This window comes from Agromyces salentinus (genome assembly GCF_009749395.1).
Classification (GTDB): Bacteria; Actinomycetota; Actinomycetes; order Actinomycetales; family Microbacteriaceae; genus Agromyces; species Agromyces salentinus.
Map to the genome: position 1 here is coordinate 1 of NZ_WBIR01000028.1, position 21,776 is coordinate 21,776.

The following is a 21,776-nucleotide window of genomic DNA, read 5'->3' on the forward strand; positions in this document are numbered from 1 at the left end:
CGCGGGCGAGCGCGTGCGGGGCGCGCGCGGGCGCCGCGAGCGTGGGCGCGGGGCGCACGGGCGTGCACGAGAACGGGCCGGCACCCGCGCGATGCGGATGCCGGCCCGGAGTGCGGATGCGTCGGGCTAGGCCGAGATCCAGACGGTGGTGTCGGCGGGCAGCGCATCGCCGTCGAGCGGTCCGCTCGCGAGCAGCACGACGCCGGCAGGCAGGGGCACCGACCCGGAGCCCGTGTTCGCCACGACGATGACGTCGCCGTTGCGGAAGGCCGCGACCGACGAGGCGTCGACCGCGGGGGCGTCAGCCGCATCGGCCTCGTGCGCGAGGAGCGCGTCGAGCTCCAGCCACTCGAGGGCGCCGGCCCCGACCGCGTGCTCGCGCCGGAGGCGCAGGGCGTCGCGGTAGAGCGCGAGGGTCGACGACGGGTCGTCACGCTGCACGTCGCGCGCGAGCCGGCTCCAGAGCTCGGGCTGCGGGAGCCAGGGCGTCCCGGTGGCGCCGAAGCCGTAGTTCGCGGCATCCGCGGTCCAGGGCAGCGGCACGCGGCATCCGTCACGTCCGTAGCGTTCGCCGTTCGTGCGGAACCAGGTCGGGTCCTGGCGGGCCTCGTCGGGCAGGTCGATGACCTCGGGCAGGCCGAGCTCCTCGCCCTGGTAGAGGTAGGAGGAGCCGGGAAGCGCGAGCATGAACGCCGTGGCGGCACGAGCGCGGTGCACCCCGGTCTCGTACTCGGGGATGCCCTTCGAGCGGGGTCCGAGGCCGTGACCCTGCGGGTTCGGCTCGGTCACCGAGAGCCGGGTGGCGTGGCGCACGACGTCGTGGTTGGACAGCACCCACGTCGAGGGAGCGCCGACCGCGCCGAACGCGGCGAGCGACGCGTCGACGACGGTGCGGAGCGCGCGGGCGTTCCACGGGGTCTCGAGGTAGGCGAAGTTGAACGCCTGGTGCATCTCGTCGGGGCGCACCCACTTGGCCACGCGGGGGAGCGGGTCGACCCAGGCCTCGGCGGCCAGGATCCGCTCACCGGGGTACTCGTCGAGGAGCGCCCGCCAGTCGCGGTAGATCTCGTGCACGCCGTCCTGTGCCCAGTAGGGCGCACCGTCGGCCTCGTCGCTGATCGCGGGCTCGAGGGCGACGCCGACCGCGCCCTCGACAAGGGCCTCCTCAGAACCGTCGGCGACGCCGCCGGCCCCGCCCATGCTGCCGCCCTCGGCGGGCGGCGTGTAGTCCGGCAGTCCGTCGGCCTTGATCATGCCGTGGGCGACGTCGACGCGGAATCCGTCGACGCCCCGGTCGAGCCAGAAGCGCAGGATGCGGCGGAACTCCTCGCGCACCTCCTCGTTCGTCCAGTCGAAGTCGGGCTGCGAGCTGTCGAAGAGGTGCAGGTACCACTGGCCGGGCGTGCCATCGGCCTCGACGACGCGGGTCCAGGCGGGGCCGCCGAACACCGATTCCCAGTTGTTGGGCGGCTCGTCGCCCGCGGGGCCGCGGCCGTCGCGGAAGAGGTAGCGACCGCGCTCGGCGCTGCCGGGCTCCGCCGCGAGGGCGGCCTGGAACCACACGTGCTCGCTCGACGAGTGGTTCGGCACGAGGTCGACGATCACGCGGATGCCGCGGGCGTGCGCCTCGGCGCGCATGGCGTCGAAGTCGGCGAGGGTGCCGAAGAGCGGGTCGACGTCGCAGTAGTCGGCGACGTCGTAGCCGGCATCGCGCTGCGGCGACGTGTAGAAGGGCGAGAGCCAGATGGCGTCGATGCCGAGCTCCTGCAGGTCGGACAGGTGCGCGGTGATGCCCGCGAGGTCGCCCATGCCGTCGCCGTTCGAGTCTGCGAAGGAGCGGGGATAGATCTGGTAGATCGTGGCGGTGCGCCACCACTCGGAAGTCATGGCGACACTGTACGACATTCATCAAGGCAATGGAAACGCTTGCATAACGAGACGGAAACGTAAATGGTCACAAAGCCGTATCGATACCAGCCTCCCAGTTTTACTATTGACAGACGAAAAGGTATACCTGTAATCGCTTGCATTTTCCTGCTGGCATTTCCACGGAAGAACGGCCTTTCAGTCACGGCGCGGTTCCTGCCCCGAAAACGGGCGCAGGGAGCACGGACCCGGCGAAGGCGCCGATCTCACGCACACTGAGAAGGGCACACCAATGAGGGTGAACACGAAGAGCCTCCTCGCCGCAGGCGCTGTCGCGATCGTCGCGACGCTCGGCCTCGCGAGCTGCGCCGGCGCCGACAGCGGCTCCGAGGGCGAAGCCTCGGCCAGCGGCACGCTGACCGTCTGGGTCGACGCCGAGCGCGTCGACGCACTGCAGGGCGCGGCTGACGCCTACACCGAGAAGACGGGCGTGAAGGTCGACCTGATCGGCAAGGACAACGCCGACATCAAGGACGACTTCATCCAGCAGGTGCCGACCGGCAAGGGCCCCGACATCACCATGGGTGCGCACGACTGGCTCGGCGAGCTCTCGACGAACGGCGTCGTCGCCCCGCTCGAGCTCGGCGACTCCGCCGCCGACTACCTCCCCGTCGCGATCGACGCGTCCACCTACGAGGGCACCGTCTACATGCTCCCGTACGCGGTCGAGAACATCGCCGTGCTCCGCAACGCCGACCTCGTCGCCGAGGCGCCGACCAGCTTCGACGACATGATCGCGAAGGGCAAGGCCGCCGGCCTCGCCCAGCCGTTCGTCGTCGAGCAGGGCGCAGAGGGCAACCCCTACCACCTGTACCCCTTCCAGACCGCGTTCGGCGCACCCGTCTTCGGCTCGAACGCCGAGGGCTACGACCCCACCGACCTGCAGCTCGGCAACGCGGGCGGCGAGCAGTTCGCAACCTGGCTCGGCAGCCAGGGCAAGAACGGCACCGGCGTCTTCAACACCGACGTCGACGGTGACATCGCCAAGCAGGCCTTCCTCGACGGCACCGCCGCCTTCTGGCTGACCGGCCCGTGGAACGTGGGCGCGGCCGTCGACGCCGGCATCAACGTCGCCGTCGACCCGACCCCGAGCCCGACCGCCGACCCGGCTCAGCCGTTCGCCGGCGTCAAGGGCTTCTTCATCTCGGCCGAGTCGAAGAACAAGGTCGCCGCGAACGACTTCCTGGTCAACTACCTCGGGAGCGAGGACACTCAGCTCTCGCTGTTCGAGGCCGGCAACGTCCTGCCCGCGAACGCCGCTGCCGCCGAGAGCGCCTCGAGCGACCCGATCATCGAGGGCTTCGCCGCTGCCGGCGCCGACGCCGTGCCGATGCCGGCCATCCCGGCCATGGGCGCCGTCTGGCAGTACTGGGGCATCGCCGAGGCCGACATCATCAACGGTGCCGACCCGGTGACGACCTGGCAGAAGCTCGCCAGCGACGTGCAGGCGGCGATCGGCTAGGAGAGCGGATGCCCCGGGGCGGGACCCGTCGGCACGATGTGCGCTCCGCGCACGCCGGCCGGCGGGTTCCGCCTCTGGGCGTACATCCCCCTGACGCGACGAGAAGAGCGAGCAGCATGAGCACCACGACCGAAGCGGCGGCCACGGCCGGCGATCCGACCACCGGAGGCACGGGCGGCAAGCCGCCGACCCGCAGGCAGCGACAGGCCGCGGGCATCGCCGACGCCGCGTCCGTCGGCATCAAGGTCCTGCTGGTGAAGATCCTCGGCCTCGGCATCATCGATGCGCTGGCGATCTTCGGCATCATCATCCTCCTCGGCGCAAGCCAGTGGCTCGTCGCCGCGATCGTCGCCGCTGTCGCGATCCTCGTCAACTGGATCTACTTCTCGCGTCGCAAGCTCCCGGCGAAGTACCTGACGCCCGGCGTCATCTTCCTCGTCGTCTTCCAGGTGTTCGTGCTCGTCTACACGGGCTACATCGCCTTCACCAACTACGGCACGGGCCACAACGGTTCGAAGGAGCAGGCGGTCTCCTCGCTCATGGCCTCCTCGCTCGAGCGCGTCGAGGACTCGGCCACCTACCCGGTGACCGTGGTCGACCGCGGCGGCGAGCTCGGCCTGCTCCTCACCGACCCCGACGGCGACGCCCTGGTCGGCACGGCGACGAGCCCGCTCGAGCCCGTCGACGCCGAGTTCGACGGCAGCAAGGCCGTCGAGGCCGACGGCTGGACCACCCTCAGCTTCGCCGAGGTGCTCGCCCGCACCGACGAGATCACCGCCCTCGCCGTGCCGTTCTCCGACGATCCGAATGACGGCGCCGTGCGCACGCCCGACGGCTCCAGCGCCTACCTCTACGTCTCGGCGCTCGAGTACGACGAGGCGGCGGGCACCATGACCGACCTCGAGACGGGCACGGTCTACAGCGACATCGGCACCGGCGCCTTCACGTCGGAGGACGGCGAGGAACTGCTGCCCGGCTGGCAGATCGTCATCGGCTTCGACAACTTCGTGCGCGCTGTCACCGACGAGCGCCTCGCCGGCCCGCTGCTCTACGTCACGCTCTGGACCTTCGCCTTCGCGCTCATCTCGGTCGCGTCGACGTTCTTCCTCGGGCTCTTCCTCGCGATCGTGTTCAACGACATGCGCATGCGCGGTCGCAAGTTCTACCGGGTGCTGATCATCCTCCCGTACGCGATCCCGTCGTTCCTGTCGGCGCTCGTCTGGGCGGGCATGATGAACGAGAGCTTCGGGTTCATCAACCAGGTGCTGCTCGGCGGGGCATCCGTCCCATGGCTCACCGATCCCTGGCTCGCCAAGGTCTCGGTGCTCACGGTGAACCTCTGGCTCGGCTTCCCGTACATGTTCCTCGTGTGCATGGGCGCCCTGCAGTCCATCCCCGACGACATCCTCGAGGCCGCGAAGGTCGACGGCGCCCGCCCCTGGGCGGTGTTCCGCCTCATCAAGCTGCCGTTGCTGCTGGTGAGCGTCGCGCCGTTGCTGATCGCGTCGTTCGCGTTCAACTTCAACAACTTCAACACCATCTACATGCTCACCGACGGCGGTCCACGTGACTCGAACGCGCCGATCCCCGTCGGCTTCACCGACATCCTGATCACGATGGTCTACAAGGTCGCGTTCACGGGCCAGACCCGCGACTACGGTCTCGCGAGCGCCTACTCGATCCTCATCTTCATCATCGTCGCCGTGATCTCGATCATCGCGTTCCGCCGAACCAAGTCCCTCGAGGAGCTGAACTGATGGCCCGCAAGCCCGTTCCCGGTACCCAGGCCGGACTCGTCGTGGGCGAACTCGAGGAGTTCGACGAAGCCGACGCCTCGACGCGCGCGCACAGCGCCCTCGCCGACGGCCCCGTGCGCGACATGCCGAGGCGCCCGTTCAACCTCCGGCGCTGGTTCACGGAGACCGGATGGCGCCACGTCGTCGGCATCGTCATGATCGCGTTCTCGCTGTTCCCGATCGTCTTCGTCATCTCCTCGTCGCTCAACCCGAACGGCACGCTGACGGGCTCGAACGCCCTGTTCTCGAAGATCGGGTTCGACAGCTACGTGCGGATCCTCACCGATCCGCAGGTGCCGTTCACGACGTGGCTCGGCAACACGTTGATGATCTCGGGCATCACGGCCCTGCTCACGGTGTTCCTCGGGGCGCTGGCGGCGTACTCGTTCTCGCGCATGCGCTTCACGGGCCGACGGTTCGGCCTCATCGGCATCGTCGTGGTGCAGATGTTCCCGCAGCTGCTCGCGGTCGTCGCGATCTTCCTGCTGATGAGCGCGATCGGCGACCTGTTCCCGGCGATCGGCCTGAACACGCACATCGGCCTGATCATGGTCTACCTGGGCGGCGCGCTCGGCGTGAACACGTTCCTCATGTACGGCTTCTTCAACACGATCCCGGTCTCGATCGACGAGGCCGCCAAGATCGACGGCGCCGGGCACGCGCGCATCTTCTTCACGATCGTGCTGCGGCTGGTCGCGCCGATCCTCGCGGTCGTCGCCCTGCTCTCGTTCATCGCCTCGGTGAACGAGTTCGTCGTGGCATCCGTGCTGCTCATCGACACCGACAAGCAGACCCTCGCGGTCGGCCTCACGAAGCTCGTCTCCAACCCGCGCTACGCGGACTGGAGCGCCTTCTCCGCCGGTGCCGTCATCGCGGCGCTGCCGGTGGTCGCGCTGTTCCTGTTCCTGCAGAAGTACATCGTCGGCGGCCTGACGGCGGGCGCCGTCAAGTAGTCGACACGGCCCAGCGGATGCCGCGTGCGCGCGTTCATCCGGATGTCACACGTGGCTGGAAGGGTGGGCGCATGCCCGTTGAACCGACTCCCGAGCCGAGGCTCGCGCTGCGCCCGCACCACGACGGTTCGCCGTTGCACGTCTCGACCGCCGCGCCGTCACTCGGCGAGACGGTCCGCGTGCGGCTGCGCGTGCCCGCCGGCGCCGTCTCGGCCGACGGGTCGCCGCTCGGCACGCTGGCGTGGGTCGGCACCCGTTCGAACCCCGACCGCGAACCGCGCTTCAGCGAGGCATCCGTCGTCGTGGGTGAGCCGCGCGATGACGGCGATGGCGAGCAGTGGTGGGAGGCCGAGGTCGAGGTCCAGAACCCGGTGCACGGGTACCGGTGGCTGATCGTCGGCGCCGACGGCCGCCAGCACTGGCTGAACCAGCTCGGGCTGCACACGACCGAGACACGCGACCGCGACGACTTCCGGCTCGTGGCGCACGAGCCCGCTCCCGCCTGGGCGGCGTCGAGCATCATGTACCAGGTGTTCCCCGACCGGTTCGCGCGGTCGGTGGCCGCCGATGGGCGACCCGTGCCCGATTGGGCGATGCCCGCCGGCTGGGACGACCCCGTCGACGTCCGGCCGCCCGGCCGCTCGACCCAGTTCTACGGCGGCGACCTCGACGGCGTGCGCGAGAAGCTCGACCACCTGGAGTCGCTCGGCGTCGACCTGCTGTACCTGACGCCCGTGTTCCCGGCCCGCTCGAACCATCGCTACGACGCCTCGACGTTCGACCACGTCGACGAGCTGCTCGGCGGCGACGAGGCGCTCGTGCGACTCGTCGAGGCGGCGCACGCGCGCGGCATCCGCGTGATCGGCGACCTCACCTCGAACCACTCGGGCGACGCGCACGAGTGGTTCCGCGCGGCGCAGGCCGATCCGGCGGCATCCGAGCGGGCGTTCTACTTCTTCCGCGACGAGGCGCAGGGCGGTGGGTACGAGTCCTGGCTCGGCGTGCCGAGCCTGCCGAAGTTCGACTGGAGCTCGGTCGAACTGCGTCGCCGCTTCATCGAGGGTCCCGACTCGGTCGTGGCCCGCTACCTGCGGGAGCCGTTCGGCCTCGACGGCTGGCGCATCGACGTGGCCAACATGACCGGTCGCCTCGGGGCGGCCGACCTGAACGCCGACGTGCGCCAGACGATCCGGCGCACGATGCTCGAGGTGAACCCCGACACGATCCTGCTCGGCGAGTCGACGAACGACGCGGCATCCGACTTCCAGGGCGACGCGTGGCACGGGGCCATGACCTACACGCCGTTCACGCGGCCGCTCTGGAGCTGGCTGCTCGAGCCCGGCAGCCCCGGCGGCGGCGGCATCGGCTTCGCGCTCGGGGCGGTGCCCGCCTTCACCGGCCGCGACTTCCACGCCACGCACCTGCGCTTCGCCGCCGAGTTCCCGTGGCGCACCCGCACTGCGACCATGAACGCGCTCGACACCCACGACACCCCTCGGTTCGCCACCCATGCGCGCCCCGGCACGGTGCCCGTGGCGCTCGGGCTCTCGGTCGCGCTCCCCGGCATTCCGGTGGTGTGGGCGGGCGACGAGTACGGCCTCACCGGCGAAGACGGCGAGGCCTCGCGCACGCCCATGCCGTGGGGCAGCGAGACCTCGCCCGACGTGGCGTCGGTGCTCGAGACCTATCGCGCGCTGCTCCGGCTGCGGCGGGAGCATCCGGTCCTCGCCACCGGCGGCATCCGCTGGCTCGCGGTCGGCGACGACGTGCTCGCCTTCGTCCGTGAATCGGCCGAGGCCTCGGTGCTCGTGTTCGCGGCGCGCACTGCGGCGAGCGTCTCGTTCGACGCGTCAGGGCTGCCCGCAGCCGCCGCTGTCGGTACCGAGAAACTCCTCACCGGGGAGGCCCGGTTCGCGGCATCCGACGGGCTCGTGCGCCTCGAGGGCGACGGGCCGGGCTTCAGCGCCTGGCTCCTGCCGGGAGTCGCCGCGCCGGCCTGGTGACCTGACGCACGTCGCGAGTCGCGAGTCCCGGGTCGCGAGTCGCGAGTCGTGAAGCGCACGGCGCGCGTCGCCAGTCGCCGATCGCACGGCGCGGCGGCCCTCGTCGCCGGGCCCTCCGTCAGCCGCCGATGATGACCGTCGGGGCGCCCGGCCCCGGCGCGATCGGCTGGCCGTGCATGCTGAGGTCCGCCAGGCGCGCGGCCGGGAAGCCGCCGATGAGCACGGTCGCGCTGCCCTGCGCGATGCCGTTCGGTGCGGGCGAGACGCACACGATGCCGCCCGGCATCGCGTTCGCGACCGCCGCGGGCATGTTCGCGATCAGCACCGTCATGACGGCGGCGGCCGGCGTGATGGGTCCTCCGACGTGCGGCTTCGGGCCGTCCATGAGGGCGCAGAGGGCCGAGTCGCCGGCGCGGAGCGCGGGTCCGGTGGGCATCAGCCGGTGCTCGTGACGACGCGAGCGGTGATGAGCACCGATGCACCGCATTCGGTGCGGGCGGGACCGGACACGGGTGGGGCGATCCGGGCGCAGTCCAGTGTCGTGAACAGTTCGTCGCCCGCGACCAGCTGCAGCGGGGTCACGAAGTGGAAGTCGATGTCGCGGAAGTTCTCGAGCCCCGTGGTGAAGATCGGCGCCGCGACGTCGCGGTTCTCGATCGTCAGCGTGCCGAAGTCGCCGCGGGGATTGCTGATCACCACGTCGGTGATGCGCAGGACCGAGTTCGCCGGCACCGTCCAGCGATCGCTCTCGTCGGGGTCTCCGCCCGGGACATCCGCCAGCTCGAAGCGGATGTCGACGTCGCTCGTGGTCGAGGTGGACACGGGCTCGACCGGCTCGGGCGTCTCGCCGACGGCCTCGAGCGCGTCGTTCGCCTTCTGCGCGGCCGAGTCCGCCTGCTGCGCTGCGGCGTCCGACTTGTCGTTCGCCTGGGCGAGCGGTTCCTCGACGGCGTCGCGGGCGGCGGACTCGATCGTCGGCTTCAGGACGAAGAACCACAGGGCGAGCAGCGCCAGGAGGAGCAGGAGCAGCGCGAGCAGCAGCTTCCACAGCCACTTCGGGAACACGCGCTCCTGCACGTAGCTTCCGGGCAGCACGAACGGCTCGTCGGTGTCCACGGGCGACAGCAGGACGCTGAACTGGTGAGTGACCTGATCGCCGCGCCAGACCCGCTTGACCGGGCGGAGGTCGATGTCGACGAACTCGGTGTGGCCGGGGTCGACCGCGACATCGGGCGTCGGCGTCGAGAGCCCGAGGCGGTCGTCGCTCTGGCCGGCGACCTGCGCCACGAGGGGCACGTTGCCGCGGTTGTCGATCGCGACCCTGACCCGCTTGCGTCCGCGGCCGTGCGCGATGCGGGGGAGCAGCTCGGCCTCGGTCTCCGTGAACGGGTTGACCGTGAGCAGGGCCTCGGCCACGACCGAGACATCCGGCTGCTCGACGGCACGGGCGCGCACCCCCAGCGCGACCTGACCGACGACGGCCTCCGGCAGTCGCGGGGCGAGCACCGTGACGGTCGCGGTCTCGGTCTGACCGGGGTAGATGGTGAGGGTCGCGGGCTCGATGCGCGTCCAGACGGCGGCTCCGCCGACCGCGGACAGCTCGAAGGACTCCACGAGGAGCGTGTCGTTCAGCACGCTGACGGTGAGCGTGGCCGCCGTCCCCGGATCGATGGACAGGGCGGCCGGGGCGATGGTCGCACTGGTAGCCATGCCGCCAACGTATTGGCGCGGCATCCGCCCCACGCAGGCCCCTCGGCCATCCGGGCGCGCACTCGATCCTGCCCGTTGAGCGGATGTTGAGTGCGCGAAGAGGACACGGTGGCATCCTGTTCGCATTCCCCCTGCACCAGTGCGTTGCCGCACCCATTCCGAGTCCCAGGGGGGAACCATGACCAGAACCACCGTGCGCGTCTACGCACGTGATCCCATCTCAGAAGCAGGCGTGACCAGCGCGCTGAGGCCGCGACCCGAGGTGCGGGTCGTCGGCCCGGATGATCCCGAGGCGCCGGAGGTCGTGCTCGTCGTCGTCGACGTGTTCGACGACGAGACGATGAACAGCCTGCGCTTCCTCCGCCGCAATGGTGAAGCGCGGGTGATCCTCGTCGCCTCGCAGCTCGATGACCGGGTGCTCGTCGACGCCGTCGAGTGCGGCGTCGTGGGTCTGCTTCGGCGTTCGGAGGCGACCGTCGACCGGCTGCTCTCCGCCATCACGGCGGCCGCCGCGGGGGAGGGCACCGTTCCGCCCGACCTGCTCGGCCGGCTGCTCGATCAGGTCGGACGCCTGCAGCGCACCGTGCTCGACCCACGGGGCATCACGTTCAGCGGCCTCGCCTCCCGAGAGGTCGAGGTGCTGAAGCTCGTCGCCGACGGCTGGGACACCGCCCAGATCGCGAAGGAGCTCTGCTACTCCGAACGCACCGTGAAGAACGTGCTCCACGACGTGACGACCCGCCTGCAGCTGCGCAACCGCTCGCATGCGGTCGCGTACGCCGTGCGCGAGGGACTCATCTGAGCGGATGCCGCGGGCCGACGCCGTGCGTCGGCCCGGTGCCCGAGTGGGCAGGTGCGCCTGCCCCGGTCGGTGCACCGGGTCGAGGGCGGCAGGGCCCGTCGTTCGCCATCGTGGGGTGATGGGAGGAGACGCCGTGCGCCGAGTGGTATCCGCATGGGCGGTCGCCGTGGCGGTCGTCGCCCTGGTCGCGCCGTTCGCGGCCGCGGTTCCCGCGGTCGCAGCGACGGATGCCGTGGCAACGGTCGCATCGTCCTCGGCGTCCGTGTCACCTGCCGCGGTGACGTCGTCGGTCGGCGAGGCGTCGGCTCCCGCGGTCCGTGCTCCGGTCGCCGGGACTCCCGCCCGCACGGCCCGCCCGGCAGCGGCAGCGCCGTCGGCCGTGCGTGGGGCCACGGCGGAGGCCGAATCGCCTGGGCTGCGGCTGTCGGTCACCGCAGACCCGATGCCGGTGGCGATCGGCGGAATCGTCACCGTGACGCTGACGGTCACGAACCTCGACCTCCCGGCCGATCGGGAGACGGATCGGCTGGCCGTCAGCCTCGACTGGAGGTCTTCCTCGTTCAGGCCGGTGGCGGAGTCGGGGAGTTCGCTGTGGCACCTGATCGGAACGAGTGACGGGTACCGCAACTGGCCTGAGACGAGCGGTGATCGATGCCTGATCGAGGGCGTGAGCGTGCCGGGCACGACCGGGCAGTGCGTCGTCCGGCTTCGTGACACGGGCGTTCGCCCGTTCGGCACGACGTCGGCGGACCGTGGCGAGTTCCGCGCGACTGCCGCCGGCTGGGTGGACGTGTCCAGCGAGGCGTTCGAGTTCACCCCGCTGGGGAACGACCAGGTCGTGACCACCGCGGTCGCGGCGGCGGCGGAGACCGTCTACCTGCTCTCCGTGGAGAACTACGACTACCTCGGCATCGCCGCGGTCGGCGACGATGAGGAGGTGCTCGGCAGGTTCGCCGTGACGAGCAGCGAGGTGGCCGTGCGCGGCCTGGACGACGCCGAGCTGGTCGTGCGTCTCTCGTGGCCCCAGGGCATGGTGCTCGAGGATCCACCGCCGGCGGGCTGCGTCACCTTCGGGGCCTCCGCCCTCGACTGCACGATCGACGACGCCAACGTGCTGCCCGGCCTCCCGGACCCGCCGGTCGACTACGACGACCTGTACCAGCGAGTGCTGCGGGAATGGGACCTGCACTTCACGCCTCCCGCCTCGCAGGTGGAGCGTGAACGGCTGGACTCATTCGATATCGAGTTCGTGAGCGGGTGGACCTACACCGAGCCGATCATCGCGCTCGCCTCGTCACGGGATGCCGCGACGAGCTCGCCGCACGGCGCATCCGGGGGTGGCAAGGCCTCGATGACGGTGGTCGCCCCCGCATCGCGCGAGGCGCCCGTGATGCCGGCCGCGAGCCCGCCGCCGCCGGGCGGAATCGTCATGACCTCGGCCTGGGCGGCGCCGGACAGCACGCCCTTCGCCCTGCTCGACCAGGTCTTCCCGACGACGACCGACCTCGATGCGGAGTATCTGTCGTCGGCCGGCGGCGATGAGGTCGCCGCCGTCTTCACCGTCACCCACCGCCCCGAGGTCACGACGGTCCTGACGGGCTCGGTGGTGGAGGTCAGGCTGGACTGGCCCGATTTCGTCGAACCGGTCGCGGACCCGGTCGGGTGCACGTCCTACGTCGACCACGTCTGCACGATCGAGGGCCTCGATGAACCGGGCGCGACGGCCGAGATCACCATGGAGTTCGTGGTCACCGCCGGCGCCCCGGATTGGGGCCGGTTCAGCGCCTCCGCGGGATCCGTGATCGTCGTGGAGCCCAACTCCGACGGCGACATCGAGCACGAGTTCCCCAGCAGCTGGATCCTCTACAGCTCGCGCGCGCTGACCATCGACGACGCGTTGGTGACCCTCGACGTGGTACTGAGCGAGGACTCCGTCTGGGAGGAGGGCCCGATGCTCATGGCCAGGGTCATCCCGTCCCGCGCCGTGCGCGAGGACGATGGCGGCGACTTCTGGGGCGACCTCATCGTGGGCATCGCGATCACCTGGCCCGACTACCTCACGCCGGCGAGCATCCCCTCGGGGTGCACCGCCCAGACGGACGGCATGGTGTGCGAGGTCACGCTCGAGGATCCGGGCCCAGATCCCGCGATGGGCGTGCTCATCGCCTTCTCGGTCGGCCCCGGGGTGACCGACGGCATCGTCCGCGCCGAGGGTGCCTACCTCCAGGAGTTCGACGGCGAGGAGAGCGAAGACCTTCCCGTCGAATGGGTCGTGCCCGATGAGGAGCCCGTGGGCGGAGTCGACCCGTTCATCGCGCTCGATGTGGACGTCGAGCGCGACCTCGTCTGGGAGGGCGGCGAGGACGTCGGCGCCACGGTGACCGCGACGCGGACCGCCTTCCCCGACGTCCGTCGCGACCCGTTCGGCGACCTCGCCGTCGAGGTCCTGATCACATGGCCGGAGTTCCTTGTCCCGACCGCTGCGCCCACCGGCTGCGAGTCGTGGGACGGAACCATCTGCGTCATCGTGCTGCCCGATCCCGGCTCGGTGGTCGAGATCGGGCTCGAGTTCTCGGTCGGCAGCGCCCCGCCCGGCGGGCTCGTGCCGGGCGTGATCACGGCCGAGGCGGCCGGCCTGCTGCATCGCAGCGACGACGGCGACCAGTCGCTCCCAACGGAGTGGGTGGGGTCGGACGAGGACCGGGTGACCCGCATCCGGGCGGAGATCACGCTCGACCTGCGCCTCGACCGCGACCCGGGGTACACGGGCGGCAAGCAGCTGGTCGTCACCACGACCCTCACGCGCGAGGCGGCCGGGCCGGAGTTCCCCGGCCTCGAGGTCGGCCTGGACTTCGACTGGGCCGGATACCTCACGAGGACCTCGCAGTCCGGGTGCGCGAGCTTCTCGGGCACGACGTGCACGGTGACGGGGCTGGACGAGCCAGGGGCATCCGCCATCGTGCGGTTGACCTTCTCGATGCCGCCGCCGACCCTGCCGCCGGTGCCGGAGGTCGCCCCGCGGACCGACGACGTCGCGGTCGACGGAGTCGCGCTGTCGTTCGCGCCGCCGCCGGTCGAGCCGCCGCCACCTCCGCCCGAGCCGGCGCCCTGGCCGCCCGAGGGGTGCTTCATCGCCGACGACGGCACCTGCGTGTGCCTCGACGAATCCGAGGCCTGCCCTCCAGAGCCGGCCCTTCCGGAGGAACCCGCAGCCGAACCCGAGCCGCTCGACGGCACCCTGCCCCCGGCGTGGATCGGGCAGGACCGGGAGCCGTTCACGGTGCTGCAGCCGAACCTCCTCCTCGCACAGTCGGTCGTGACGCCCGGCGACGGCATCGAGACGTACGCCAAGTACCTGCCGCCGGATGCCGCGGTGACGTTCCGCTGGGAGGGTGTGCCGACCTCCACGCCCGCGGTGCACTGGGAGAACCCCGACGACCCGACCCAGGCGCGCTGGTCGCTCGTGATCCTGCGCTGGCAGTTCGCGGGGGCGCGCACCCTCGTCATGCACAGCGAGGACGGCCTGTTCGCCGACATCCCCTCGACCAACCAGCTCCTCGTGGTGCCGCGCACCGGCATGGGGCCCGACCTCGTGGGGAGGGGCGGATGATCGGCGAGATCGACGAGGCGCTGCGGGCGCTCGTCAAGGCGTCGGAGGGCATCGCCGCCGACATCGACATCGCGCTCGACGCGCCCACCACGGACTGGGCGGCGAGGCGCAATGCCCCGACGGTCGACCTCTTCCTCTACGACATCCGCGAGGACGTGCGCCGCCGGGAGTTCGGCTTCATCGAGCGTCGCGACGAGCACGGCATCGTGGTGTCGAGGGAGCCCGCCCCGAGGTACTTCAAGCTCTCGTACCTCGTGACGGCGTGGACCCAGCGGCCCGACGACGAGCACCGGCTGCTCGACGCGCTGCTGCGGTGCTTCCTGCGCTTCGACGCGATCCCCGACGCCTTCGTCGTCGACACGCTCGCCGAGACCGGCCTGCCGTGCTCGATCACCATCGCGCAGCCGCCGCCGGAGGATCGGGCGTTCGCCGACGTGTGGTCCTCCCTCGGCGGGGAGCTGAAGCCCTCGCTCGATGTCGTCGTCACGGCACCGCTCACGCGCGCCATCTCGTACTCGGTCGGCCCGCCCGTCACGGCCGGCGTCGGCGCGAGCTTCGAAGCCATCGGATTCGGGAGTGAAGATGCCAGGTTCGAGCCCGCCCCCGACGCGGACTGACATGACGAGCGATCCGGGCCTCGCGCACCTGCTCGGACGCCTCGGCGCGATCGAGGATCGCATCCGTCGCCTCGTCGCCGCGCGTCGGGCGGTGGACCCCCAGCCCGACGACCCGTTCCGCGGCCTCTACCTCAGCGACGAGCTCATCGATCGCATGCTCGAGGGCGCCCCGGAGGTGCCCGAGTGGTCGGATGCCTCGGCCCGCCTCGCCGCGTGCGAACAGGCCGCCGACATGGCCGAGGCCGCCGGGCACCCCGTACGGCTGCGCCGGCTGGCCGACGAGTTCGGGCTCGCGCCCATCGACGTGGACCTGCTCGTCATCGCGCTCGCCGCGGACCTGGATCCGCGGTTCGAGCGGTTCTTCGGCTACCTCAACGACGATGTGGGACGCCGCCGCCCCTCCGTCACGGTCGCGCTCGAGCTCTGCGGCGTGCCCCTGACGAATGCCGCCGACCGCGCGCGGCTCCTCACCGGCCCGCTCGTCGCCGGCGGTCTCGTGATCGTCGAAGACGAGGACCGTCCGCTCCCCGGGCGTGCGGTGCGGGTGCCCGACCGCGTCGTCGGCCACCTCCTCGGCGACGACACCCCCGACCGATCGCTCGACGGCGTGCTCGTCGAGGCGGCGGACATCGAGTGGGGCGACGACCTCCGCGTTCGCCGGGCGCTCGCCGGCGGCATCCGACTGCTGTACCTGCGGGAGACGGCGACCGGCTCCGGCGAGACGATCGCGCGGCGCGCCCTGCGGGCGAATGGGCTCGGCGCCGTGCAGGTCGACCTGCCGCGGCTCGGGCACGAGGCCGACGCACTCGGGCTGGCCCGGCTCGCGGTGCGCGAGGCGCGGCTCACGGGGCGCGGGCTGGTGATCTCGCCCGTGACGCTCGAGACGACGCCGGCGCTCATCGAGGTGCTGGCCGACTCCCCGAGGCCGACGGTCCTCGTCGGCGAGCCGAGCTGGGATCCGGGCTGGTTCCGCGAGCTTCCGGCAATGGACGACGTGGACGCCTCGACGGCCGAGGAGCGCAACGCCCTCTGGGCGCAAGCGCTCGGGCCCGCCGCGGATGGGCTCGACGTCGACACGGCCACTGCGCAGTTCCGCCTCCGGCCCGAGCAGGTCCTCCGCGCCTCCGCGACCGCGCGCACGCAGGCCGCGCTCTCGCCGACCGGGGCGATCACCGCGGCCGACCTGGCTGCGGGAGCCCGGGCCGAGAACGCCTCGGCGCTCGACCGCCTGGCCAGGCGCGTCTCGCCGCGCGTCGGCTGGAGCGACCTCGTGCTGCCCGCCGCCACGATGGAGGCGCTGCGGGAGATCGAGGTGCGCGCCCGCCATCGCGAGCAGGTGCTCGGCGACTGGGGCATGCGCCCGGGCGGCGGGCGCGGGCACGGTGTCGTCGGGCTGTTCGCGGGCGACTCCGGCACGGGCAAGACGATGTCGGCCGAGGTCGTCGCGGGCGAGCTCGGCCTCGACCTCTACGTGATCGACCTGTCGTCGGTGGTCGACAAGTACATCGGCGAGACCGAGAAGAACCTCGAGCGGATCTTCGTCGCAGCGGCCGGGACGAACGCCGTGCTGCTCTTCGACGAGGCCGACGCGGTGTTCGGCAAGCGCAGCGACGTGAAGGACGCGCACGACCGGTACGCCAACGTCGAGAGCGCGTACCTGCTGCAGCGCATGGAGACCTTCGACGGGCTCGCGATCCTCGCGACGAACCTGCGCGCCAACATCGACGAGGCGTTCACCCGCCGGCTCGACGTGATCGTCGACTTCCCGATGCCGGATGCCGCGCACCGCACGCGCCTCTGGGACCGGAGCCTCGGGTCGCGCCTCCGGCGCGGCGACGACCTGGACCTCGTCTTCCTCGGTGACGCGTTCGAGCTCGCCGGCGGAGCCATCCGCTCGGCCGCGGTCACCGCCGCCTATCTCGCCGCCGCCGACGAGGGCACCGTGCGGATGCGGCACCTCGTGATGGCCGTGCACCGCGAGTACCGCAAGCTCGGGCGCCTGCTCGTGGAGCGCGAGTTCGGGCCGTACTGGCCCGAGGTGGTGGGGCGATGACGGTGGCCGGCACGGCGCGGCGCGCGCGATCGCGACGGGGCCGGTGCCCCTTCGGGCACAGTTCGCTCCGCACGCCCCGCACGGCGGTGGAATGGAATCGGGCAACCATGGAGGTGCACCATGCACGCACATGACTACGACGGAGCGGACCTCGAACTCGCGCGTCGGACGTCCGACGTCGAGCGCGAGTCGCAGGCCAGGACGGCCGGCCTCGCCGAGCGGCGGCCCGACCTGATCGGACCGGCCGGCATGCTGCGGCTGCAGCGCGAGGCCGGCAATGGCGCCGTCAGCGAGATGGTCGAGGAGCAGCGCTCACCCGTGCTCGACGTCGTCGGCAGTTCGGGCTCGCCGCTCGAGCCGGCGGTCCGCACCGACATGGAGTCCCGGCTTGGCCAGGACTTCGGCGACGTGCGCGTCCACACGGATGCCGCGGCCCATGACTCCGCGAAGTCGGTCGGCGCGAACGCCTACACGGTCGGCAGCAACGTCGTGTTCCAGCGGGACGCGTACGACCCGGGTTCGCTCGCCGGCCAGACGACCCTCGCCCACGAGCTGACGCATGTCGTGCAACAACGGTCGGGTCCGGTGGAGGGCACGCCGAGCGGCGGCGGGGTCAGCGTCAGCGACCCGGGCGACCGCTTCGAGCAGGCTGCATCCGAGAACGCGTCGCGCGTGATGAGCGAACCCGCACCGGTGCAGCGCCACGCCGAGGGCGAAGAGGAGGAGGCGCCCGTGCAGGGCAGCTTCGTGCAGCGCGAGGAGGCTCCCGAGGAGGAACCGGAGGAGGCGGCCGGCTGACGCCCGGACGACGACCGCTCAGCCGAGCGCGCCCATCGGGACGACCTGAACCGGCGCCTGTACGGCGAACGCCTGAACCCCGTCAGCTGCCCAGGGCCCCGTGAGGGCGATCGTGCCCGATGCCGCGGCGGTCGCGCGATCACCGCCGTCGAGGCCGGAGAACGGCAACGAACAGGCCGCGCGACGACCGGGCGGCAGCTCGGCGATCGCCCTGATGCCGTCGCGCAGGGTGCCGTCGGTATCGACGAGACCGAGCGTCGGCGTCGGGAGCTCGAGGAGTGCCCCGGAGACGGAGGTCACCGCCAACCGCTCGGCATCGAGGTACAGCGAGGTGGTCTCGATGCCGAGCGAGGCGAACGTGAAGCTGAGCATGGTGCCCATGCCGGGCACGTCGACGACGAGCGGCTCGAGCCGCACCGCGGCGACCGCGGTCTGCAGGGCGCGGGCGATGAGCGGATCGACTGCGGCGTCCAGACCCGCGTCGACGGCGGTCCCGTGCGAGACGAGCGCCTTCCGGCCCTCGAGGTCGATCGACCATCCGACGTCGCCGCCCGCGCCGTCGTGCTGCGCGGCCTGTGCCCGATGGGCGGCCTCGACCGCAGCATCCGCTTCGACGCTCGAGCAGGCCGTGCGGAACGTGCCGACCGTGTCGCCGGCCGCCCCTGGCCGTCGCAGCACCGCGACCCAGCATGCGGCATCCGTCACCGCGAACGCGAGGTCGCGTGCGGGGCCGCCGACGCGTGCGAGCAGCCGCGGCGCGCCCTCGCTCACGTCGCGCCCATCTCGACGCGGAAGTCGCCCTCGCGACTGCGCTTGAGCCCGGAATCGTTGAACACCGTCGCGATGTCGGCGAACTGGTCGGCGCGGAAGATGTCGGTGTTGTCACTCATCATGTTCACCGTGCTGTAGGTCACCTCCTGCGCGGGGGCGGTCGTGCCCGGGTTGACCGCGGGGCGGAGCGCCCCGATCTGGGACGCGGTGGCGGTCAGCGAGGAGACCGCCAGCCGGGTCGACATCGCCGAGGCGATCGACGCGATCGCCGGATCGCGGGGGGCGGTCAGCGCGAGCTGTTCGGCGGGCGTGCCCATGATGCGCGTGACCTCGCCACCGATCGCGGCCATGAGCGAGGTGGTCGACCTCGTCACGACCGGCTCGATCTCCGAGGTGAGGAAGGTGCGGACGGCGTTCGTGCTGGCGGCCGCCGCGGCGATGCGCGCCGCGCCGTTCAGTCCGGCGACGAAGGTGCCGAGTCGGTCGGTGGTGGTCGGTGCCGCCCCGCCCAAGATGATCGCGCCGACTCGGGCGGTGAACGCGTTCGCCAGGGACTGCTTCACGTCGTTGGTCACCGTCGCGACCGACATCGACGCGGGCGCGCCGCCGGCGAGCGCCGCCCACCCGGCCGGGAGCGAGGTCAGGTCGCGGAGGATGGAGCCCGACGCCCGCAGCGGCGGGACCCGCCCGGTGCGCGAGGCGCCCGCGACCTGGTCGACGACGGCCGAGAGGTCTCCCGCGTTCGCCGGCCCCCCGGCCCAGAGCCCGGTCGCGCCGCCGACCGCCGGCCGGCCGTCGGGTGTGATGCCGGAGCCGCCTTCGATGTTGATGTGCATGCCGAGGTTGCCGCCGACATCCGTCACGCCCGTCGCGGCCCTGTTCAAGGAGGAGTAGTAGAGCCGGCGCAGGGTCGACTCGATCGGACCCGGCGCGAACTCGGCGGCGACGGCCGCGGCGGCCGGCGCCGTGGTGTTCGCAGGGTTCCTCGCCGCAGCCGCGAGCGTGCGCGGAACGTACGGCGTTAGCCTGGCCGCGGTCGGCGGCACGCTGATCTGCAGCATGGCGATCGTCGTCGGGTCGGTCATCGCGGTGCGCACGCTCGCGCCGAGCGCCGAGCGCACGGGAGCCTGCGCCCGCACGAACTGCTGCGAGATCTCACCCGCGGCCGACGCGACCCGCCCGTGAAGCTGGGGGATGAGCGCGGCGAGCACCATGCGGCGCACGCTCTCGCGGGTCATCGCCGCGCTGCGCTGGGCCGAGGTCGCGGGGTCCATGCCGTGCATGAGGGCGTGCATCTGCGGGTGCGATTGCGAGTACTCGTCGGACAGGCCGATGAGGTGGCCGTATTCATGGGCGTAGATCGCCTCGAGGTCCATTCCTGCGTAGTTCGCCGTCGTGTTCATGTAGAAGTGGCCGGCATCCACCGGGTGCACCGGGCCGCCGGCGGCTTGGGACTGCGGGAAGACGCGCACCTCGGAATCGACCGGCGAGGTCAGGTCCCAGACCGGTTCCGCGCGGAAGCGGATCGGAAGGCGCACCGGGCCGCCGGTGTCCGTGGTGAAGATCGAGTCGATGAGCCCCGGCGCCGCCCTCACACCCGCGAGCGTGGCGCGGTTGTTCCAGTGGGCGGGTGCCGTGGTGCAGATGTTCTGGGCGAACGGTCGCCGCGCGTCCCCCGGCGGGATGACCGACTTGTTGTCGTCGTTGACCGGATGCGTGCGACCCTGGGCATCGGGTGCGCTCAGCACGCGTCCCTCCTGGAAGAAGCGGATGCGCACCGTCACGACCACCGCCTCCGGACTGCCGGTACGCGCCAGATCGAAGGTCTTGCCTCGATCGTGTCCGAAGACCGCTGCACCTGCGGTCCCCGGTGTGCTGCCCGGCGTGCCGCGTTGATTGAACAGCGTCTCCTCGCGCGAGGGCACGGTCACCGGAACCCGCTGCACCATGGGGGATGCCGCGTGGTGCGCGCCGCCCGGTCGTCTCGAGTCCCCGCCGGACTGATGGCGCTGCCGTTGCACGAGCGCGCTCACGGCGCGGTTGCCGGCGCTGCGCTGGAGGGCCACGAGGTCGAGCACGCGACCGTCGGGCAGCCGGGTCGGCGCGTTCTGCGCGGACCGGCTCGGCGCGGCCCGCGTGCCGTGCGCACGGGTCGGCGCGGATGCCGCCATCGCAGCCGTCGTCATTCCTCCAGATTGGACTCCTCGACGGCCACTTCCGCAAGTGCTGCGCGTTCGGGCAGGTGCTGTGCCCGAACGGCCTTCCGCCCATGGCCGAACCTGAGGGTCTATCATTCCCGTAGACCGAAGGGGGTCGGGAATGTGCCGATGGCTTGCGTACTCGGGCGAGGCGATCCATCCCGCCCTCCTCATCCTCGAACCGCGGCATTCGCTCGTCGCGCAGTCGCTGAACTCGCCGCTCGGCGCGGAGACGGTCAACGGTGACGGGTTCGGCGTCGGCTGGTATCCGTCGACGCAGGACCTGACGCCGCGGCCCGCGCTCTTCCACAGCATCGAGCCGGCCTGGCACGACGAGAACCTGCGCGAGCTGACGCAGGCGATCGACTCGCCGCTGTTCTTCTCGCACGTGCGGGCGGCGGGCGGGCCGCCCATCCAGCAGACGAACTGCCACCCGTTCCGGCACGGCCGGTGGATGTTCATGCACAACGGGGTGATCGTGCACCACCCGCGTCTTCGCCGCGACATGATGCTCGCGCTCGACCCCGAGCTGTTCCCGCTCGTGCACGGCACGACGGACTCCGAGGTGGTCTTCTACCTCGCGATCACGTACGGGCTGCAGGAGGATCCGATCAAGGGCCTCGGCCGAGCGCTCCGCCGGATCGAGGAGATCGGCCTGGCGCACGGCGTGCGCGACGTGGTGCAGGGCACGTTCGCGGTCTCCGACGGGGAGACGATCTGGGCCTTCCGGTATTCCTCGATGCACAAGACTCGCACGCTCTACTACTCGGTCGACATGCCGACGCTGCAGGAGATGTACCCCGAGGTCGACCGCCTTCGGCTGTTCGGCGCGAAGGCGAGGGTCGTCGTCTCCGAACCGCTCACCGACCTGCCGGGAGCCTTCGTCGAGGTGGAGGAGTCGGCGGCGGTCATCCTCGACGCCGACGGGTTCCGCGAGGTCGACTTCCTGCGCGACACGGCGTAGCCGCGCCCCGAACCGAGCGGATGCCGCGCGGCGGCGCCCGGGCGACCGTGCGGTGCCCGATCGGGCATGTGCCCGTGCCCCGACGCGGTCCCGGATGTCGCCGCGCCCGGCGC

Annotated in this window: 15 protein-coding genes; 10 read left to right on the forward strand and 5 right to left on the reverse strand. The window is 71.5% G+C overall.

Annotation, left to right across the window (positions count from 1 at the left end; translation table 11 throughout):
• Positions 1-126: 126 nt before the first annotated feature.
• Positions 127-1,887 carry a glycoside hydrolase family 13 protein gene (locus GQQ95_RS18415; RefSeq protein WP_246205799.1) on the reverse strand — a complete coding sequence of 587 codons (1,761 nt, stop codon included), beginning with the start codon at positions 1,885-1,887 and terminating at the stop codon, positions 127-129.
• A 271-nt stretch (positions 1,888-2,158) separates the two neighbouring features.
• Here GQQ95_RS18415 and GQQ95_RS18420 point away from each other — a divergent pair, with 271 nt between their 5' ends.
• From GQQ95_RS18420 to GQQ95_RS18435, 4 genes are all read left to right on the forward strand, one after another.
• Positions 2,159-3,388 carry a sugar ABC transporter substrate-binding protein gene (locus GQQ95_RS18420; RefSeq protein ID WP_157429073.1) on the forward strand — a complete coding sequence of 410 codons (1,230 nt, stop codon included), beginning with the start codon at positions 2,159-2,161 and terminating at the stop codon, positions 3,386-3,388.
• 116 nt (positions 3,389-3,504) lie between these two features.
• Positions 3,505-5,145, forward strand: coding sequence for an ABC transporter permease subunit (locus GQQ95_RS18425; protein ID WP_157429074.1), 1,641 nt, complete (start codon positions 3,505-3,507; stop codon positions 5,143-5,145).
• Between the two features lie 122 nt (positions 5,146-5,267).
• Positions 5,268-6,137, forward strand: coding sequence for a sugar ABC transporter permease (locus tag GQQ95_RS18430; RefSeq protein WP_157429100.1), 870 nt, complete (start codon positions 5,268-5,270; stop codon positions 6,135-6,137).
• Positions 6,138-6,208: 71 nt separating this feature from the next.
• Positions 6,209-8,140, forward strand: a complete 1,932-nt coding sequence (locus GQQ95_RS18435) for a glycoside hydrolase family 13 protein (protein ID WP_157429075.1) — start codon at positions 6,209-6,211, stop codon at positions 8,138-8,140.
• A 118-nt stretch (positions 8,141-8,258) separates the two neighbouring features.
• Here GQQ95_RS18435 and GQQ95_RS18440 read toward each other — a convergent pair whose 3' ends face one another.
• Both GQQ95_RS18440 and GQQ95_RS18445 read right to left on the reverse strand, forming a co-directional pair.
• Positions 8,259-8,576: a PAAR domain-containing protein gene (locus GQQ95_RS18440; RefSeq protein ID WP_157429076.1), complete on the reverse strand. Its 318-nt coding sequence runs from the start codon at positions 8,574-8,576 to the stop codon at positions 8,259-8,261.
• On the reverse strand, positions 8,576-9,850 hold the full coding sequence (locus GQQ95_RS18445) for a COG1470 family protein (RefSeq protein ID WP_157429077.1): 1,275 nt from the start codon (positions 9,848-9,850) through the stop codon (positions 8,576-8,578). Before GQQ95_RS18445 ends, GQQ95_RS18440 begins: the two co-directional genes overlap by 1 nt.
• Positions 9,851-10,028: 178 nt before the next feature.
• On the opposite strand from GQQ95_RS18445, the gene GQQ95_RS18450 reads away from it, so the two are divergent.
• From GQQ95_RS18450 to GQQ95_RS18470, 5 genes are all read left to right on the forward strand, one after another.
• A complete protein-coding gene (locus tag GQQ95_RS18450) occupies positions 10,029-10,652 on the forward strand; it encodes a response regulator transcription factor (RefSeq protein WP_157429078.1) in 624 nt (207 codons plus the stop codon).
• 133 nt (positions 10,653-10,785) lie between these two features.
• Positions 10,786-14,262 (forward strand): hypothetical protein, encoded by a 3,477-nt coding sequence (locus GQQ95_RS18455; protein WP_157429079.1) that lies wholly within the window; start codon positions 10,786-10,788, stop codon positions 14,260-14,262.
• Entirely contained in the window at positions 14,259-14,879 is a 621-nt protein-coding gene (locus GQQ95_RS18460) for a Pvc16 family protein (RefSeq protein ID WP_157429080.1), read from the forward strand. The genes GQQ95_RS18455 and GQQ95_RS18460 overlap by 4 nt, the downstream gene beginning before the upstream one ends.
• A gap of 1 nt (position 14,880) precedes the next feature.
• Positions 14,881-16,932, forward strand: coding sequence for an ATP-binding protein (locus GQQ95_RS18465; protein ID WP_157429081.1), 2,052 nt, complete (start codon positions 14,881-14,883; stop codon positions 16,930-16,932).
• A 120-nt stretch (positions 16,933-17,052) separates the two neighbouring features.
• The gene (locus GQQ95_RS18470; RefSeq protein WP_157429082.1) at positions 17,053-17,730 is read left to right on the forward strand and encodes an eCIS core domain-containing protein; all 678 of its coding nucleotides are present in this window, start codon (positions 17,053-17,055) and stop codon (positions 17,728-17,730) included.
• An 18-nt stretch (positions 17,731-17,748) separates the two neighbouring features.
• Here the strand turns inward: GQQ95_RS18470 and GQQ95_RS18475 are convergent, their stop codons facing one another.
• Positions 17,749-18,501 (reverse strand): hypothetical protein, encoded by a 753-nt coding sequence (locus GQQ95_RS18475; protein ID WP_157429083.1) that lies wholly within the window; start codon positions 18,499-18,501, stop codon positions 17,749-17,751.
• Positions 18,498-20,687, reverse strand: coding sequence for a hypothetical protein (locus GQQ95_RS18480; RefSeq protein WP_157429084.1), 2,190 nt, complete (start codon positions 20,685-20,687; stop codon positions 18,498-18,500). The genes GQQ95_RS18475 and GQQ95_RS18480 overlap by 4 nt, the downstream gene beginning before the upstream one ends.
• Before the next feature lie 133 nt (positions 20,688-20,820).
• Here GQQ95_RS18480 and GQQ95_RS18485 point away from each other — a divergent pair, with 133 nt between their 5' ends.
• The gene (locus GQQ95_RS18485; RefSeq protein WP_157429085.1) at positions 20,821-21,663 is read left to right on the forward strand and encodes a class II glutamine amidotransferase; all 843 of its coding nucleotides are present in this window, start codon (positions 20,821-20,823) and stop codon (positions 21,661-21,663) included.
• Positions 21,664-21,776: the final 113 nt, after the last annotated feature.